Source organism: Providencia sp. M-27 (genome assembly GCF_011077905.1).
Lineage (GTDB): Bacteria > Pseudomonadota > Gammaproteobacteria > Enterobacterales > Enterobacteriaceae > Providencia > Providencia huaxiensis.
In genome coordinates, this window is record NZ_JAALBT010000018.1 from 49148 (window position 1) to 65999 (window position 16852).

At 39.8% G+C, this 16852-nt stretch carries 14 protein-coding genes; 9 read left to right on the forward strand and 5 right to left on the reverse strand.

The genetic code is table 11. The annotated features are described in order from the left end of the window. Window positions 1-7 precede the first annotated feature (7 nt). Complete coding sequence (locus G6Q48_RS18850; protein WP_166268028.1) at window positions 8-370, forward strand: hypothetical protein; 363 nt, start codon at window positions 8-10, stop codon at window positions 368-370. Here the strand turns inward: G6Q48_RS18850 and G6Q48_RS18855 are convergent. Genes G6Q48_RS18855 through G6Q48_RS18865 form a run of 3 tightly spaced genes read right to left on the reverse strand, consistent with a single transcriptional unit; the run spans window position 363 to window position 3591 of the window. Further along, a complete protein-coding gene (locus G6Q48_RS18855; RefSeq protein WP_166268030.1) occupies window positions 363-1259 on the reverse strand; it encodes an AAA family ATPase in 897 nt (298 codons plus the stop codon). The two genes, G6Q48_RS18850 and G6Q48_RS18855, sit on opposite strands and share 8 nt — an antisense overlap. Before the next feature lie 10 nt (window positions 1260-1269). Beyond that, a complete protein-coding gene (locus tag G6Q48_RS18860) occupies window positions 1270-3312 on the reverse strand; it encodes a Mu transposase C-terminal domain-containing protein (RefSeq protein WP_242685841.1) in 2043 nt (680 codons plus the stop codon). Between the two features lie 12 nt (window positions 3313-3324). Beyond that, window positions 3325-3591 (reverse strand): helix-turn-helix domain-containing protein, encoded by a 267-nt coding sequence (locus tag G6Q48_RS18865; protein ID WP_166268032.1) that lies wholly within the window; start codon window positions 3589-3591, stop codon window positions 3325-3327. 150 nt (window positions 3592-3741) lie between these two features. Between G6Q48_RS18865 and G6Q48_RS18870 the strand changes: the two genes are divergently transcribed. Next, entirely contained in the window at window positions 3742-4338 is a 597-nt protein-coding gene (locus tag G6Q48_RS18870; protein ID WP_166268034.1) for a helix-turn-helix domain-containing protein, read from the forward strand. A 282-nt stretch (window positions 4339-4620) separates the two neighbouring features. Here G6Q48_RS18870 and G6Q48_RS18875 read toward each other — a convergent pair whose 3' ends face one another. Then, the gene (locus G6Q48_RS18875; protein ID WP_166268036.1) at window positions 4621-6690 is read right to left on the reverse strand and encodes a peptidase domain-containing ABC transporter; all 2070 of its coding nucleotides are present in this window, start codon (window positions 6688-6690) and stop codon (window positions 4621-4623) included. Between the two features lie 242 nt (window positions 6691-6932). Then, entirely contained in the window at window positions 6933-7709 is a 777-nt protein-coding gene (gene ybfF, locus G6Q48_RS18880) for an esterase (RefSeq protein WP_102138475.1), read from the reverse strand. Window positions 7710-8034: 325 nt separating this feature from the next. On the opposite strand from ybfF, the gene seqA reads away from it, so the two are divergent. From seqA to ihfB, 7 genes are all read left to right on the forward strand, one after another. Continuing rightward, window positions 8035-8580 (forward strand): replication initiation negative regulator SeqA, encoded by a 546-nt coding sequence (gene seqA / locus G6Q48_RS18885; protein WP_102138476.1) that lies wholly within the window; start codon window positions 8035-8037, stop codon window positions 8578-8580. 56 nt (window positions 8581-8636) lie between these two features. Beyond that, on the forward strand, window positions 8637-10271 hold the full coding sequence (gene pgm / locus G6Q48_RS18890) for a phosphoglucomutase (alpha-D-glucose-1,6-bisphosphate-dependent) (protein ID WP_102138477.1): 1635 nt from the start codon (window positions 8637-8639) through the stop codon (window positions 10269-10271). A 288-nt stretch (window positions 10272-10559) separates the two neighbouring features. Then, complete coding sequence (gene serC, locus G6Q48_RS18895; RefSeq protein WP_102138478.1) at window positions 10560-11651, forward strand: 3-phosphoserine/phosphohydroxythreonine transaminase; 1092 nt, start codon at window positions 10560-10562, stop codon at window positions 11649-11651. A gap of 121 nt (window positions 11652-11772) precedes the next feature. Further along, the gene (gene aroA, locus G6Q48_RS18900) at window positions 11773-13050 is read left to right on the forward strand and encodes a 3-phosphoshikimate 1-carboxyvinyltransferase (RefSeq protein ID WP_166268038.1); all 1278 of its coding nucleotides are present in this window, start codon (window positions 11773-11775) and stop codon (window positions 13048-13050) included. 188 nt (window positions 13051-13238) lie between these two features. After that, window positions 13239-13922 (forward strand): (d)CMP kinase, encoded by a 684-nt coding sequence (gene cmk, locus G6Q48_RS18905; protein WP_102138480.1) that lies wholly within the window; start codon window positions 13239-13241, stop codon window positions 13920-13922. Between the two features lie 173 nt (window positions 13923-14095). After that, window positions 14096-15769 carry a 30S ribosomal protein S1 gene (rpsA, locus tag G6Q48_RS18910; RefSeq protein ID WP_004909559.1) on the forward strand — a complete coding sequence of 558 codons (1674 nt, stop codon included), beginning with the start codon at window positions 14096-14098 and terminating at the stop codon, window positions 15767-15769. A 56-nt stretch (window positions 15770-15825) separates the two neighbouring features. After that, window positions 15826-16113: an integration host factor subunit beta gene (ihfB, locus tag G6Q48_RS18915; protein WP_166268040.1), complete on the forward strand. Its 288-nt coding sequence runs from the start codon at window positions 15826-15828 to the stop codon at window positions 16111-16113. Window positions 16114-16852 lie beyond the last annotated feature (739 nt).

Here is a 16852-nt window from a genome sequence, read left to right on the forward strand (position 1 = left end):
GCTAACAATGCGTAAACAGAATGAAACTAGCCGTAGTCAACTTGATGCAATCGAAGACGATCTCATAACTGCAATAACCGTAATGGATGCAATTTTCCAAACTGTGCTTGTTATTGACGACACCAACGAACCAACACAAACAAACCAAAACTTACAAAACACACTTGATGAAATAAAAGTAAAAATTCATTCAATGGTTGAGGTTCTTGCGCTTGAGTCATATGAAAACATTAACAATCTATACAGACACATAGCTCACGCTGCTGTTAGTATTGAATCCGAATATCCTGAATCTAAAACCTATGTAAAAAATCTTGATTCTTATTTAGCGCAACTACACTCAATCAAAAACAATGCAAAGCCTAATTAATCAACATCTTCGAGAATTGTTTAATCATCCCAACCGTGATTGGCGTTTTATGAATATCGCTTGAACGAGCCACACCACGCAGGTACTTAAATAAACGTCTGGCATTACCATCACAGCCTTTATAGAGAGCCGCCAGTAAATCGGGCTGCTCTTCTAATTCAGGTAACGTACTGATTGCTATTTGGTTTATATCTTCTTCGGGTAACTTATCGCCCATCTCCAATTTAAATCCTGCACGGCTATAGAGCTGCTTGTACTCGCCACGCTTACCTTTAAGGTTGATGATCAAACGCGGCATACCCACCAGAACAACACCCACACCCGATTTATCATGAATACGACGTAAGGTTTCCAGTGCGCGATAAGGCAAGTTTTCAGCTTCATCGACTAAGATCACACGACCAGAATCACGTAACGCTTTAATGATTGCCTCACTGCGGTCATGCATATTACCGCGCACATCGACGCCTAACTGATTACCTAACTCCTCTAAAATGACACGTGCGGTATAACCTGGGTCAGCTTCAATCAACACCGCATCACTGTATTGTTTGGCGTACTGTCGCACCATCATGGTTTTACCCATTCCCGCATCACCGTAGATAACGTTAATATCACCATCTAAGTGGGCAATACGGATAACTTCAATGCCTTGACTAGCGGTGCCTGTCATCACAAATTCAGGACGCAAGCGGCGGTTTTTTTCCTTTTCACGCTCACGCTCTATCATTTGGACGATTTTTGTTTCTACTGCACTGACATTGCCATCATAAATACCTTTAAGGTACTGACTGATCACAGAACCACTTAACCCTGAATTACGGGCAATATGCGCTTGCTTCCAGCCTTTTAATTCCATAAACTCAATGAGTTCTTGAAGTACATTCATGGTAAAACTCCTATTCGTTTATCGCTTTTTTGTTATTGCGTGTTAAGTCAGATTGTAAAAATGCAAAGTGCTTATCATCAGAGGTGGCAGCCTCTGATGGCAAGAAACCACTAAAATCAGGTTTATGTTCGATAACAGCACGGGTTTCTTGTTTAATAGCATCAATTTTTCCTTCAAAGTTTTTAAGTTGACGCTGAGATCTCTCTTTTTGTTTCTTCTCAATTTCGCTTATTGGTATTGCAGCGCGCTTATTACCATTCCAGATACCTTTACATATCCAACTGCCATCCATACGGTAAATGTTGATGTAATTTGCATTGTGGATATCAATGCCAATGCGAACTTTTTGCCCATCAAAATCACCAAGCTCTTCAGCAAAATACTCATTGTTGTTATGCTCAATCCAACCGCGTGAGCAGGTACGGATATATTGCGGTTTAAATAGCTCCCTTAATTCAATTTCTGATAAATATTCAATATCATCCCCCTCTACTTCAAGAAGCGCAGCGCGATACTGTGCAGGGGTTAGATACTTACCGTTATATTTTGGTAACTCACTGTGTTCATGACTATTATTGTATTTATCTATCTCTTCCTGAACCGCATCCATAAGCTGGTTCCATGAAGGCAACTTGGCTAACGCATTACTTTGACGTGTGTCTAATTGCTTATTTTGTTTTTTAGCATTAACAGCTGAATTTATATTTCTATCTAAAACACGAACCATTTCCCTATCAGCATGACTTCCGTTGTATGTAGCGAACCGTTGTGCAACTCTTAATGGAATAACACCGTTTAATCTCTCGATAATTCCGCGTGCTTGTGGATGCCCTGGAATACCTGTTAAATGCTCAATCCCCATACGTGAAAAAATCCCTAAAACTTTTTCATCAAGCATTTTGTTTTTCTGACCACCGCCATTATCTGAATACACAAATAGTGGCTTTCCATACCGACCAATCCCATGTGCATAAGCTTCTGCTACACCTATTGCATTTTCTGATTGTGACAAGCTCCACCCCACAACAAACCGAGTTCGCCCATCCAGCACTAGCGTTAACTCAGGAATAAATGGTTGCCCATGAATAGGATGAGCTATTTTCATATTCATAGACTTACCATCTGATATCCAACATCCGTTAACAGGTATCTGTGACCAGTCACGCTTTTGGTAAGGCTCTAAAGACGTTGCTGCCGAACCCGTAACACGACCACGCATTAATTCACGTTTAGGAAGCTTATCCAATGCGCGACGAACTGCGTCATAGCTAGGCATGGCGTTAAGCATTGCAGGTTGATCTGCAAATGTTTCAGTCCAATCAAGACAAAGACGGCGATAGCATTCTTTCATGTTAAAACCTATAGGATTGCGCCAATACACCAAGAATGCAGGCAGCCATCCAATATGCTCAGCTTTACGGGCTTTATGATGACCAGGAGCCAATAAAGCTAAACGCTCAGCGCCATTTGTGGTTGATTGATATACCGTTACCCACTCTTGCAATGAACGAACACTAACACCTTTGCGGCTAGTTCCTTTGCGGGCATTAGCAGCATCTGCGGCACGCTGTAAATGTGGCGGCAGAGTATGATCACGCGATTGTTCAGATATCATTTTGACTGCTGCGGTTCTGCTTGAGCCTAATCCAATCAGCTTCAACACTTCCTGTGCAAGTATGGCGCGAGCATCAGCGATATCCTTTTGATTTCCAGTTAGTTCTCCTACTTTACGGTCAAGCAATGCAGGGCACTGACGCATGAGATCTAAATTGGTTGCTAACTGTGTTGAACGTGGTGTTTTAGTTTCACTTGGTTCAACAATTACAGGGACTTGCGTTTCTAATGCTTGTTCAAAAAAGCGTGATTTAATTACTTCTTGCGCTTCTATAGGCAAGCAATCGACATGATATTCAAATGCTTTAGATCCATCTCTTCGACGTTTAAATTCATCATAACCACCAGATGCTTTATCCAAGTTATTGCGGATGTTATGCACCATACTTGGTAAGCCAGGTAATCCGATGCATTCTTGAGCTGTAACCCATATGGACATAATAAACCCCAACTAAGCGGAAGCCTGAGCTTCAGAAGAATAACGACTAGGCCAAATTACGTACGGTTCTACACCAATAGCATCCGCAATAATTTCCTCAGCTTTTGGGTAAGAGCGATAGAACACATTTCGAGCACAATTTTTCTTCACTCCCATTTTTTCTTCGATTTCCTTGATTGAAATTCCTCTTTTTTTCAAGGCAGTAAGAATTGCGTCACTCTCCCAGTCGCGCCCAAAATCAATAAACAAATGAGTCAAATCTTGTTTCGGTAACTGCATTGTGTAATCCTCTACTGTTTATCTATTTAGATAATTAAAAGAGATTATCTAACTCGTTAAAATATACGATCACAAAAAAACCGAAGTCAACAATAATCATCGGTTTTTTCGTTATTATTCACGAATTGAAATTTAAAGAGGAAATAGCTAATGAATTCAAATGATTCCAAGGAAAAGACCGATGCAACTACAAAAAACCATGAACGGATTTTTCTATTAACAGGAATAAACCGTTTTCCAGAAAGATTACGAGAGGCAATGGTTCACGCAAATATACCTAGCAACAACCAGCTTGCTAAGAAAACATACCTATCAGAATCTACAATAAGAAAGTATTTAAAAAGAGAGTCTTACCCGACATTAGATCGCTTAGCTTTAATAGCCAATGCTTGCTCATGCTCAGTGTCTTGGCTTGCGACAGGAGATGAAAACGGCGATTACATGCCATCTAATATTAACGAACATATCGTTGATATTAACGAGCAAAGGCATTCTGAACTTGAACGCGTTCTATCCTATTTATCAGAAGAACAACGGGATAAGTTTATGAAAGTGATATATACGAGGGGAATTTCAGCCATTCTGCAACTAGATGATGATCTAGATGCTAAATTTTTAACCTTAACCGAAGAAGAAAAAACTCGGTTGTTAAGCCTTCATGAAGCATTTGAAGAAGCCAAAAAAGGGGCACCTGAAGCCAGTTCCAAACACGATGTAACTAATCCAACACAAAACCAGGTCGGATAAAATCAATACGTTATCTGGCTTGGTTTTTTATGATATCAAGGTTTCAAATATAATTTACCTTGCTAATTATCAGCAATATTACTTATTTTAAGATTAGCTTTATTTTTAGAAATTAAAAGTATTTAAAAGTCTTTTAAAACCCTTTCAAATACCATTCAAAATAGTGCGAAAAATAGCGCGTTTTTTCCTATTTTTCCTCAAAATTGGCGCGGTAGTGCAGAATCGATGAATTGCCGCTAAAGCCAGACATATCAAGGCGCGTCGCCTGACCTCAGCTCATATCTAGCAGTGCAATATTGAATACCCCCCCACATGTTCAATAAGTTGCTGGTGGCTACCTTGCTCAATGATTTCCCCATTTTGCATCACAATGATCCGCTGGTGATGGCGAATGGTTGATAAGCGATGAGCAATTGTGATGATGGTTCTTCCTTTTGCAATAATATGCATATTTTCTTGAATAACGGCTTGGGACTCGTCATCTAACGCGCTAGTTGCCTCATCAAAAATAATCACTTTAGGATTAGAGAGTAGTGTTCGAGCAATAGCAATGCGCTGGCGTTGACCGCCAGAAAGGGATGTTCCTCCCTCGGCAAGAACGGTGTCGTAACCTTTGGGTAATTTCAAAATAAAATCGTGTGCTCCCGCCATTTTGGCCGCATGAACGACTTCGTCCATGGAAGCATCCGGTGAGGTTTGAGCAATATTGTGAAAAACGGATTGGCTGAATAAAAAATTCTCTTGCAGCACAATGCCAATTTGTTGACGAAGGGAGTGTAAGTTAATCGCGGATATGGGCGTGTTATCCACGAAAATGGTGCCACTCTCAGGGGTATAGAGCCGTAGTAACAATTTAGCAAGGGTACTTTTACCTGACCCGGACGTACCGACAATGCCAATGGTTTCTCCCGCTTTAATATTTAAATTAAAGTTTTTTAGAACAAACGGCATGTTTGGTTGGTAACGGAACGAAATATTTTTTAAATTTAAATGCCCTTGAAGGGGCAATTTATTTTCTTGCTGAGATTGTTCGATAGGTAAGTTGATAATTTGGGAGAGTTTTTCGATAGCGACACGGGTTCGAATGTAGTCCCCCCATAGTTTAGTGAGTTTGATGAGAGGCTGATTAGCGTGGCTAACCATCATGTGAAAGGCAATAAGCTGGCCAATCGTCATTTGCAATGCTAAAACTTCAGAGGCACCAACCCACAAAACAATCGCACTGGTGATTTTTTCAATAGCCATCACCAAATGTTCAGAACGCGAGCTTATTTGCCCTGATACAAAGTTAGTTTGGCTCATATCAGAGGTTTGACCGTCCCAGCGACGAGTAAAATTTGGTTCTACGGATAAGCTTTTCGCGGTTTCGATTCCATTAATACTTTCAGTCAAAAAAGAGGTATTGATGGCGATGTTGGTAAACTGTTGTTGTGCTGCGGATTCAATTTTAGGCGTTAACCACCAAGCTAATAAAAGATAAAATGGAATAGAACACAGAAATATTATTGTGAGTGTTGCGGAAATTAAATTCATCACGAAAATAAATACAAATAAAAATAATACATCTACACATAGAGTGAAAAAACTACTGGTTAAAAATTCACGAATAGTTTCGAGCTCTTTCACTCGGGTGACAATTGCGCCTATTTGCCTACTTTTAAAAAAGGGAATAGGTAGTCTAAGTAAATGATTAACCAGTTTTAAGCCAAGTGTCATATCAATACGGTTAACTGTATGATGATAAATGTACTCACGTAACCCTTTTAGCGTCACTTCTATTAGTGCTGCTATCATTAACCCAAAAATTAAAACATCCAAGGTGACTAAGCTATTGTGAACGAGCACCTTATCCATAATAACTTGCATAACTATAGGGGATACTAATGCGAGGATTTGCAATATAAATGAAAAGAATAGAACCCACAAAATAATGGATTTATATTTCATAAATTCAACTTGGAACCAAGTGATGTCAAATTGCCCCTGTTTAAGGCTTACCTGTAACCAATGGCCACTCCATTGTTGATTCAGTTCTTCAATACTCCATATTTCTGGAGGGGTATTTCCAAATTGCTGAACGAGCACTTGCTCTTGGTTGCGGTTAGCTAATAGAAAGGCTTCTCCTTTGACATTATATAAAATAGCAGGGCAAACTATTTTAGTTAGATTTTTATTTTTCTGATGTTTATTCCTACAGCGAATGGAGTACTTTGATTTAATAATGTTAAGTTTTTCATTGTAACCAATAGGTTTATTGAGTGTTTGTTCTAGTTCTTTAGGGTTTATTCCCCCTGACAACTTAGCAATAACACTAATAAAGTATAATGTCGATTCTAATTTGAGACTATCCATTTTCTATATTAATAAATTCCTTAAGTTATTTTAATTTTAAAGTTAAATTGTGCATTAATAAAATATACAGTAGATAACAATAAAATAGGGTGGAATTTGGATAATACAGGGTTTGTAATTCGCTGTGTATTGAAGTTAGTCTTATTATGTAGTTAATAAAGAAATTATATTTAACTACAAATATATTTAAAGATATTGAAAAGTTATATGTCTTTTCAATATCTATATTTAAATGTAATTAATTATTCGGGGATAGATAAAAAACGATGGATAGCTCTTAAAACATGGTCTGGTTTTTCTGCATGAACCCAGTGCCCTGTATCAGCGACAACCCACGCTTTGGCTTGCGGAAATTGTTGTGCGATTTGTTCTTTATATTCAGCTTGCACATAGGGGGAGTTTCCTCCGGGGATTAACAACACGGGTTTGTCCCAAGCAGGTACTGTTTCCCAACCAATAATACTTTCATAATTAGCTTTGAGAGCGGGTAAATTAAATTTCCACTCACCTTGTTTAAACGACTTAAGCAGAAATTGGATTACGCCATCCTCATTAATGTAATCATGCATAATCACGGTAGCTTCTTGGCGAGTTTTCGCATTTTTTGCTATGGCCGCATCAAGAGCTGCAAATATTTTATCATGACGACGGACTTGGTAAGCGACGGGCGCCATATCAATCGCAACGATGCTATCAATAAAATTAGGGGCTATTGCGGTTGCTGCCATGGCAATTTTCCCCCCCATTGAGTGGCCAATTAAAATAGCATTTTCGTAACCTAAAGATTTTACTAATGTAATAACATCTTGAGCCATTTGCTGGTAACTCATTTGCTCATCACGAAATGAGTCACCATGATTACGAACATCAATTTGAATCGTATCGAAATATTGTTGTAAATTACGCCCTAAAACACCTAAGTTGTTGAGGTCACCAAATAGCCCATGGATGAGTACTACTGGGCTATTTGAGATTGGATTTTCAGGTTTATGAATAGTATGGTTAAGTAATACAGTCATATTTGTTTGATCAATTCGTCAGCGGTACATGTGGTCTTATCATGTCACGGCTCTGAGTAAAATCCAAATGGTCAAATAAACTGCAATCTTGGTTGAGGCAAGTTAATGGGGCGATAACTAAGAGGATCATCGCCAGTAAATTTGAGAAAATTGAATTTGGCCACGGAGGTGAAATACTGAAAGTAATGGCATGATAACCTACTGAATTATCTTCGAACTTAGAATAATGTTTACTTTAAGTTATTGAAATTTTAATTGTTTTGTTTTTTTTAAATCTGTCTTATAATCACACCGCAAATTTTAGTTAAATAAGTACTGGGAAAAAATGAAAACGATAGACGTTGATGAAGAGCTTTACCGCTATATTGCAAGCCATACACAGCATATCGGTGAAAGTGCATCGGATATTTTGCGCCGTATGTTAAATTTCAAATCCGGGCAGCCAGTACAAGCAAAAGAAATGAGTCAGGAACATGCTGTTATTAAGGCTGAACCTGCGACGAGTATACCTGCTGTTGCATTAAATCCTGTTAGGGTCATTAGAGAGCTCCTGTTATCTGACGCTTATGCAGAAAAAAATAAAGCGATTGACCGCTTTATGTTGATTTTATCTACTTTATATAGTTTAGATGCGAATCGTTTTGCGAGTGCAACAGAGTTAATGCATGGTCGAACTCGTATTTATTTTGCTGGCGATGAGCAAACATTACTTGCAGCCGGTAAACAATCTAAGCCTCGCCATATTCCTGGGACACCGTATTGGGTGATCACAAATACGAATACGAATCGTAAACGTAGTATGGTTGATGCGATTATGCAGGAAATGCAATTTCCAACCAATGTGATTGAAAAAGTTTGTAATACTATTTAAAAACTGAAAGGCCACTGATGTTGATAACAAAGCATCAGTGCTTTGGGAGAAAACAAGTGACAATACATGAACGTGCAGGGCAGCTTCCGTTTCAAAGTGACTTGATCAATGTCGCTCAATTAACCGCTCAATATTATACGCAGCAACCACAACCTGGAAATGCATCTCAAGCTGTTAAGTTTGGAACATCAGGGCATCGTGGTAGCTCATTGCGTAAAAACTTTAATGAAAACCACATATTAGCTATTGCACAAGCGATAGCTGATTTACGCAAAAAGCAAGGCGTAACAGGCCCTTGTTTTGTGGGGAAAGACACCCATGCGTTATCAGAAGCGGCATTTATCACTGTGGTTGAAGTCTTAGCGGCAAATCAAGTTCATGTTATTGTTCAGGAAAATAATGGATTTACCCCAACGCCTGCTGTCTCTCATGCCATTTTAAGTTATAACCAATCACATCAAGATGTTGCGGATGGTATTGTTATTACACCATCACATAACCCACCTGAAGATGGCGGTATTAAATATAATCCTGCGAATGGTGGGCCGGCAGATACCGATTTAACGTCTGTCATTGAGAAAAATGCTAACCAATTGCTAGCCAATAACCTTGAAGGGATTAAAAGAACCAACTTTGATAGCGCGATGGCGAGTGAGTACGTCATTCAGAAAGATTTGGTTATGCCTTATGTCTCTGCATTAGGTGAAGTTGTTGATATGCAAGCAATTGCTAAGTCTGGTTTAAAAATTGGCGTTGACCCTCTAGGCGGCTCTGGTATTGAGTACTGGAAAAAAATTGCTGAATATTATCAATTAGATATTGAAATCGTAAATGACCAATTAGACCAAACATTCCGTTTTATGCCTTTAGACCATGATGGTGTCATCCGTATGGACTGCTCATCAAGTTGGGCAATGGCGGGTTTGCTTGGGATGAAAGAAAAATTTGATTTAGCTTTCGCTAATGACCCTGACTATGACCGTCATGGCATTGTCACCCCCGATGGTTTAATGAACCCAAATCACTATCTTGCTGTGGCAATCGACTACCTATTCCAACACCGCCCTCAGTGGGGAAAAAATGTTGCGGTAGGGAAAACCCTTGTCTCAAGTGCGATGATTGACCGTGTTGTTAACGATATAGGGCGTGAATTAGTTGAAGTACCAGTAGGGTTCAAATGGTTTGTTGATGGGTTATTCAGCGGCCAGCTAGGTTTTGGCGGTGAGGAAAGTGCTGGGGCATCATTTTTGAAATTCGATGGCACACCTTGGTCAACAGACAAAGACGGTATCATTCTTTGCTTACTCGCTGCAGAAATTACGGCGGTTACGGGTGAAAACCCGCAGCAACGTTATAATAACCTCGCTAAGAAATTTGGCGCACCGATTTACAACCGTATTCAAGCGAAAGCGACTCACGAGGAAAAAGCGAAGCTAAGTAAATTATCACCGGAAATGGTTGCAGCAGATACATTGGCTGGAGATAAAATTACACAGCGTTTAACTGCTGCCCCTGGTAATAATGCACCAATTGGCGGTTTAAAAATCATGACTGATTATGGCTGGTTCGCAGCAAGACCATCAGGCACGGAAGAAGCGTATAAAATTTATTGTGAAAGCTTCCGCGGAGAAGAGCATTTACGCCAAATAGAAAAAGAAGCGATTGAGATCGTAAGCAAAGTTATTCGCTAATTTTTTAATTTTTTATAAAAGACATTTCAATGAATATCCCGAAATACAGCGCAATGATGTAATTCGGGATATTATCGCTTATTTATTGTTAATTTCTCCATAAAATTGTGCTTGTCGAGAGTGTGACAAGATTAACAAAATTCTTTTTTCCATTATCAAAAAATAACCCCCCTTTCATTTTTGGGCTTGCTGACAATAACCGTTGCAGCTAAAGGCTTGGAGTGGTACAACTTTAAGTATCTGAGTGAATTTTATTAACCATAATTGAAGATGGATAGGGTGAGGTCAATGAGTCAGGTTTATAATTTCAGTGCAGGCCCAGCTATGCTACCTGTTGAAGTCATGCGTCGTGCTGAACAAGAGTTTTGTAATTGGAAGGGATTAGGCGTTTCTGTCATGGAAGTTAGCCATCGCGGAAAAGACTTTATCGAAGTGGCAACAGAAGCAGAACAAAATTTACGTGATCTATTAAACATTCCTGATAACTATAAAGTTTTATTTTGTCACGGTGGGGCTCGAGCCCATTTTGCTACGTTACCGATGAATTTATTAGGTGATAAAACGACCGCTGACTATATTGTGAGTGGCTATTGGTCAGAGTCAGCAGCAAAAGAAGCTGAAAAATACTGCACACCTAATGTAATTCAAATTACTGAAGAAAAAGACGGTGTTGTGAGTTTAAAACCCATGAAAGAATGGCCATTAAGTGATGATGCCGCTTATGTCCACTATTGCCCAAATGAAACCATTGGTGGCTTAGCTATTCATGAAGAACCTGACTTCCCTGAAGATAAAATTATTGTTGCTGACTATTCCTCTTCTATCTTATCTAAACCGATTGATGTAAGTCGTTATGGTGTCATTTATGCGGGAGCTCAAAAAAATATTGGGCCAGCTGGATTAACTATCGTTATTATCCGAGAAGACCTGCTCGGTAAAGCTTCGCCTCAGACTCCATCTGTATTTGATTACACGGTATTGGCAAAACACGATTCAATGTTTAATACCCCACCGACCTTTGCTTGGTATCTTGCGGGGATGGTCTTCAAATGGTTAAAAGAACAAGGTGGTTTGCAAGAAATGGCTAAGCGTAATTATGAAAAATCACAATTACTCTACAATGCAATTGATGATAGCCAGTTCTACATTAACCGTGTTGCGGTTGAAAACCGTTCTTGGATGAATGTACCGTTCCAAATGCAAAACCCGGCTCTTGATGCGAAATTTATTGATGGAGCCAAAGAGCAAGGCTTACTTTCTCTAAAAGGCCATAAAGTGGCTGGTGGTATGCGTGCGTCAATCTATAATGCGATGCCATTAGCGGGTGTACAGGCTTTGGTTGATTTTATGGCTGATTTCGAACGTCATAACGCTCAATAATGAGATTTGCCGACTGAAATAGGATGTTCAGTCGGTTATTTGTGCTCTTTACATTTGACTTAAAAGAAAATAGAGCCAGATTTTATTTACTTGCAAAACTTCACTGGAGAAACTGCTTTTTATGCAATCCCTGACATTACAACCTATCTCTTCAATTAACGGCACAATTAATTTGCCAGGGTCAAAAAGTGTCTCAAACCGCGCACTATTATTAGCAGCGATGGCTAAAGGAACGACCACACTCACTAACTTATTGGACAGTGATGATATTCGCCATATGCTGAATGCATTAACCCAGTTAGGCGTTAGCTACCAACTATCGGAAGATAAAACACGTTGTCGTGTGGAAGGTTTAGGCGGAAACTTATCTCATCCAAATGCTCTAGAGATATTTTTAGGCAATGCCGGAACGGCAATGCGCCCACTGGCTGCTGCATTATCACTAAGTCACAATAATATTATTTTAACGGGTGAGCCTCGCATGAAAGAGCGCCCAATTGGGCATTTGGTCGATGCATTAAGGGAAGGTGGCGCAGAAATTGAATATTTAGAGCAGGAAAACTACCCGCCACTACGTTTGAAAGGTGGTTTTATCGGTGGTCAAATTTCAGTCGATGGGTCTGTTTCCAGCCAGTTTTTAACTGCATTGTTAATGGCGGCTCCACGTGCAGAGCAAGATACAACAATTACAATTATTGGCGAGTTAGTCTCTAAACCTTATATTGATATCACGTTAGCATTAATGAAATCATTTGGTGTTAATGTCGAAAATCATCAATATGAACATTTCGTTATCAAAGGGCAGCAACAATATCAATCACCAGGTGAATATTTAGTGGAAGGTGATGCTTCATCAGCGTCTTATTTCCTCGCTGCGGCTGCCATTAAGGGAGGCGTAGTGCGTGTAACAGGAATTGGGCGTAATAGTTTGCAAGGGGATACTAAATTTGCCAACGTATTAGAAAAAATGGGCGCGACTATTCGTTGGGGTGATGACTACGTTGAATGTGAACGAGGAACGTTGACAGGTATTGATATGGACATGAATGCGATCCCTGATGCGGCAATGACTATTGGAACGGTTGCTCTGTTTGCTGAAGGCGAAACGGTTATTCGTAATATTTATAACTGGCGAGTAAAAGAGACCGACCGGTTATATGCGATGGCGACAGAGTTACGAAAAGTTGGCGCTGAAGTGGAAGAAGGACATGATTATATTCGTGTCCTTCCACCGAAAAAATTACAGCATGCTGAAATTGAAACTTATAACGACCATCGTATTGCAATGTGTTTTTCGTTAGTTGCATTATCAGATACGCCAGTAACAATTTTGGATCCCGGCTGCACTGCAAAAACTTTTCCTGATTACTTCGAACAGTTGGCACGTTTAAGTCATTAATCTATTGGTTGGGTTGATATTATTTTCTTCGATATCAACCTGATTTTTACGATCCAAACATCAATTTTCTCTTATTTTTTAGCAATCATCAGAACCTGCTTATTTCACAAATCTACTGAATTGGTATAATACCTTCACAGATTTTAATTGCGGGTAGCTAGGCTATTTGCAGAAAAGGAGATTTTTATATGGTGGCGATAGCCCCTGTAATCACCGTTGATGGACCAAGCGGAGCAGGTAAAGGTACACTTTGCCAAGCATTAGCAAACGAATTTGGATGGCAGCTTTTAGACTCTGGCGCAATTTATCGTGTATTAGCGTTAGCTGCGTTACATCACCATGTTGATATCCAATCCGAAGATGCGTTAGTTCCTTTGGCTGCAAATTTAGATGTGAAATTTGTTCCTGAAGATAATGTACTGAAAGTCATTCTGGAAGGGGAAGATGTTTCGAATCAAATTAGAACCGAAACAGTAGGGAATACAGCATCCCAAACAGCAACTTTTCCTCGCGTACGTGAAGCTTTACTTCGACGCCAACGTGCATTTAGAACGCTACCTGGACTTATTGCCGATGGCCGTGATATGGGAACGGTGGTTTTCCCCGATGCCCCAGTAAAAATTTTTCTTGATGCGTCAGCTGAAGAACGTGCTCATCGGCGGATGAAGCAGTTGCAAGAAAAAGGTTTTGATGTTAATTTTGAACGTCTTTTAAGCGAAATTGAAGAGCGAGATTTTCGTGATCGTAATCGCTCTGTTGCACCTCTTATTGCCGCGAAAGACGCATTAGTGCTGGATTCCACAAGTATGTCTATTGAGGAAGTTATTGAAAAAGCACACACCTATGCAAAAAAAATTCTACAATTATCGTGATAATAGGCTTTATTTTAGCTTATAATTAGATAATATACGCAGTTACCGCTATGTGATTATATTATTAGCATAGCATCAACCTTGCGACATGGAATGTTGTGGGGTATGTGAAACAACCCCATTTGGCGGGAAGCTAAGTGGACGTTAATTTAAAACTCTTGAAGATCATTAATATGACTGAATCTTTTGCTCAACTCTTTGAAGAATCCCTGCAGAATATTGAAACTCGTCCTGGTTCTATCGTCCGTGGTACTGTTGTTGCCATCGATAAAGACGTAGTCCTTGTTGACGCAGGTCTTAAATCAGAATCTGCTATCCCAGTAGAACAGTTCAAAAATGCTCAGGGTGAGCTAGAAATCCAAGTTGGCGACGAAATCGATGTAGCTCTGGATGCAGTAGAAGATGGTTTCGGTGAAACTATCCTGTCTCGTGAGAAAGCTAAACGTCATGAAGCATGGCTGATGCTGGAAAAAGCTTACGAAGAAGCTGAAACTGTAACTGGTGTTATCAACGGTAAAGTTAAAGGTGGTTTCACTGTTGAGCTGAACGGTATTCGTGCGTTCTTACCAGGTTCACTGGTTGATGTACGTCCAGTTCGTGATACTACTCACTTGGAAGGCAAAGAGCTTGAGTTCAAAGTAATCAAGCTGGATCAGAAACGCAACAACGTTGTTGTTTCTCGTCGTGCTGTAATTGAATCTGAAAGCAGCGCTGAGCGCGATCAACTGCTGGAAAATCTGCAAGAAGGCATGGAAGTTAAAGGTATCGTTAAGAACCTTACTGACTACGGTGCATTCGTTGATCTGGGCGGTGTTGACGGCCTGCTGCATATCACTGACATGGCTTGGAAACGTGTTAAACACCCAAGCGAAATCGTCAACGTTGGTGATGAAATCAATGTTAAAGTTCTGAAATTCGACCGTGAGCGCACTCGTGTTTCTCTGGGTCTGAAACAACTGGGCGAAGATCCTTGGGTCGCAATCGCTAAACGTTACCCAGAAGGTACTAAACTGACTGGTCGCGTTACTAACCTGACTGACTACGGCTGCTTCGTAGAAATCGAAGAAGGCGTTGAAGGTTTAGTTCACGTTTCAGAAATGGATTGGACTAACAAAAACATCCACCCATCTAAAGTTGTTAACGTTGGTGATGTTGTTGAAGTTATGGTTCTGGATATCGATGAAGAACGTCGTCGTATCTCTCTGGGCCTGAAACAGTGCAAATCTAACCCATGGCAGCAATTTGCAGAAACTCACAACAAAGGCGACCGCGTTGAAGGTAAAATCAAGTCTATCACTGACTTCGGTATCTTCATCGGTCTGGACGGCGGCATCGATGGCCTGGTTCACCTGTCTGACATCTCCTGGAACGTTGCAGGCGAAGAAGCAGTTCGTGAATACAAAAAAGGTGATGAAATCGCAGCTGTTGTTCTGCAAGTCGACGCAGAGCGTGAGCGTATTTCTTTAGGTGTTAAACAGTTAGCTGAAGATCCATTCAATAACTACTTAGCAGCAACTAAGAAAGGCGCAATCGTAACTGGTAAAGTAATCGCAGTTGATGCTAAAGGTGCAACTGTTGAGCTGACACTGGGCGTTGAAGGTTACCTGCGTGCATCAGAAGCTTCACGTGACCGTGTTGAAGATGCAACACTGGTTCTGAACGTTGGTGATGATGTTGAAGCTAAATACACTGGTGTTGATCGTAAAAACCGTGTAATCAACCTGTCTGTTCGCGCTAAAGACGAAGCTGATGAGAAAGACGCTGTCGCAGCTGTGAACAAACAAGAAGATACAGCATTCGGCAACAATGCTATGGCTGAAGCTTTCAAAGCAGCTAAAGGCGAATAATTAAGTGGGGGCAACAGTAGCGTTGCCCCTTTGTAACGGTAGTTTAGGGAGGTACTATGACCAAGTCTGAATTAATTGAAAGACTGGCTAGCCAGCAGTCTCATCTTTCAGCAAAAACCGTTGAGGAAGTTGTAAAGGAAATTCTTGAGCATATGGCGGATACGTTAGCTAACGGTGAGCGTATTGAAGTCCGTGGTTTCGGCAGTTTTTCTCTTCACTACCGTGCTCCACGCGTTGGCCGTAACCCAAAAACTGGTGATAAAGTGGAACTAGAAGGTAAATATGTTCCTCATTTTAAACCAGGTAAAGAATTACGTGATCGTGTAAATATTTACGGCCAATAATCAGGCTGTAGATCTTAATTATTACATCAAAACAGTGCTTGTATTTTATACGGCACTGTTTTTTATATCTAGCTAACACCAACACCAACACCAACACCAACACCAACACCAACACCAACACCAACACCAACACCAACACCAACACCGCTTCTATACTTTTAAAGCCTATAGAAATAATAAAATAAATCCAAAAGCAGCTTTAGAGATATATACGTGTTTTGCGAAGCTCCTCGCAAACTAATATGTATATTTTTATCAGTAAAAAACATATTGGGAAGCGCTACGAAAAATAAAACAAAGAGACTTAAAAAATTCATAGGAATAAATAAACTAAAGCAAATAAACGCTATGTAGGGATACAAAAGTTGATAAAAAATATCATCTACATAATAAGATGGCTAAATAATTCAATCAAAAAATGTAATTTAATCTTTAATGGGAAATTGTCTGTTTCGATGACAATGGCTTCTATTGCTTTGATTTTAGGTACATTACCACTTTTATTTATACCTAAAATTTTAATGCTGAGTGAATTATTATTTGTTTCTTTGTTTGTATCGGTATTAATAATATTCTTTATATTTGGTAAATTATGTAAGTTTTTAGCACTAATTATTATGTTTTTTCTATGGGCTAATTGTGTGGGGGGGTATTCAATATTGCACTGCTAGATATGAGCTGAGGTCAGGCGACGCGCCTTGATATGTCTGGCTTTAGCGGCAATTCATCGATTCTGCAC

Bases quoted from the DNA above. Each gene is read 5' to 3' on its own strand.
- G6Q48_RS18870 (WP_166268034.1), top strand. From the start codon at position 3,742: ATGAATTCAAATGATTCCAAGGAAAAGACCGATGCAACTACAAAAAAC.
- serC (WP_102138478.1), top strand. From the start codon at position 10,560: ATGAGTCAGGTTTATAATTTCAGTGCAGGCCCAGCTATGCTACCTGTT.
- ihfB (WP_166268040.1), top strand. From the start codon at position 15,826: ATGACCAAGTCTGAATTAATTGAAAGACTGGCTAGCCAGCAGTCTCAT.
- G6Q48_RS18865 (WP_166268032.1), bottom strand. From the start codon at position 3,591: ATGCAGTTACCGAAACAAGATTTGACTCATTTGTTTATTGATTTTGGG.
- seqA (WP_102138476.1), top strand. From the start codon at position 8,035: ATGAAAACGATAGACGTTGATGAAGAGCTTTACCGCTATATTGCAAGC.
- G6Q48_RS18875 (WP_166268036.1), bottom strand. From the start codon at position 6,690: ATGGATAGTCTCAAATTAGAATCGACATTATACTTTATTAGTGTTATT.
- ybfF (WP_102138475.1), bottom strand. From the start codon at position 7,709: ATGACTGTATTACTTAACCATACTATTCATAAACCTGAAAATCCAATC.
- aroA (WP_166268038.1), top strand. From the start codon at position 11,773: ATGCAATCCCTGACATTACAACCTATCTCTTCAATTAACGGCACAATT.
- G6Q48_RS18850 (WP_166268028.1), top strand. From the start codon at position 8: ATGCGTAAACAGAATGAAACTAGCCGTAGTCAACTTGATGCAATCGAA.
- G6Q48_RS18855 (WP_166268030.1), bottom strand. From the start codon at position 1,259: ATGAATGTACTTCAAGAACTCATTGAGTTTATGGAATTAAAAGGCTGG.
- rpsA (WP_004909559.1), top strand. From the start codon at position 14,096: ATGACTGAATCTTTTGCTCAACTCTTTGAAGAATCCCTGCAGAATATT.
- cmk (WP_102138480.1), top strand. From the start codon at position 13,239: ATGGTGGCGATAGCCCCTGTAATCACCGTTGATGGACCAAGCGGAGCA.
- G6Q48_RS18860 (WP_242685841.1), bottom strand. From the start codon at position 3,312: ATGTCCATATGGGTTACAGCTCAAGAATGCATCGGATTACCTGGCTTA.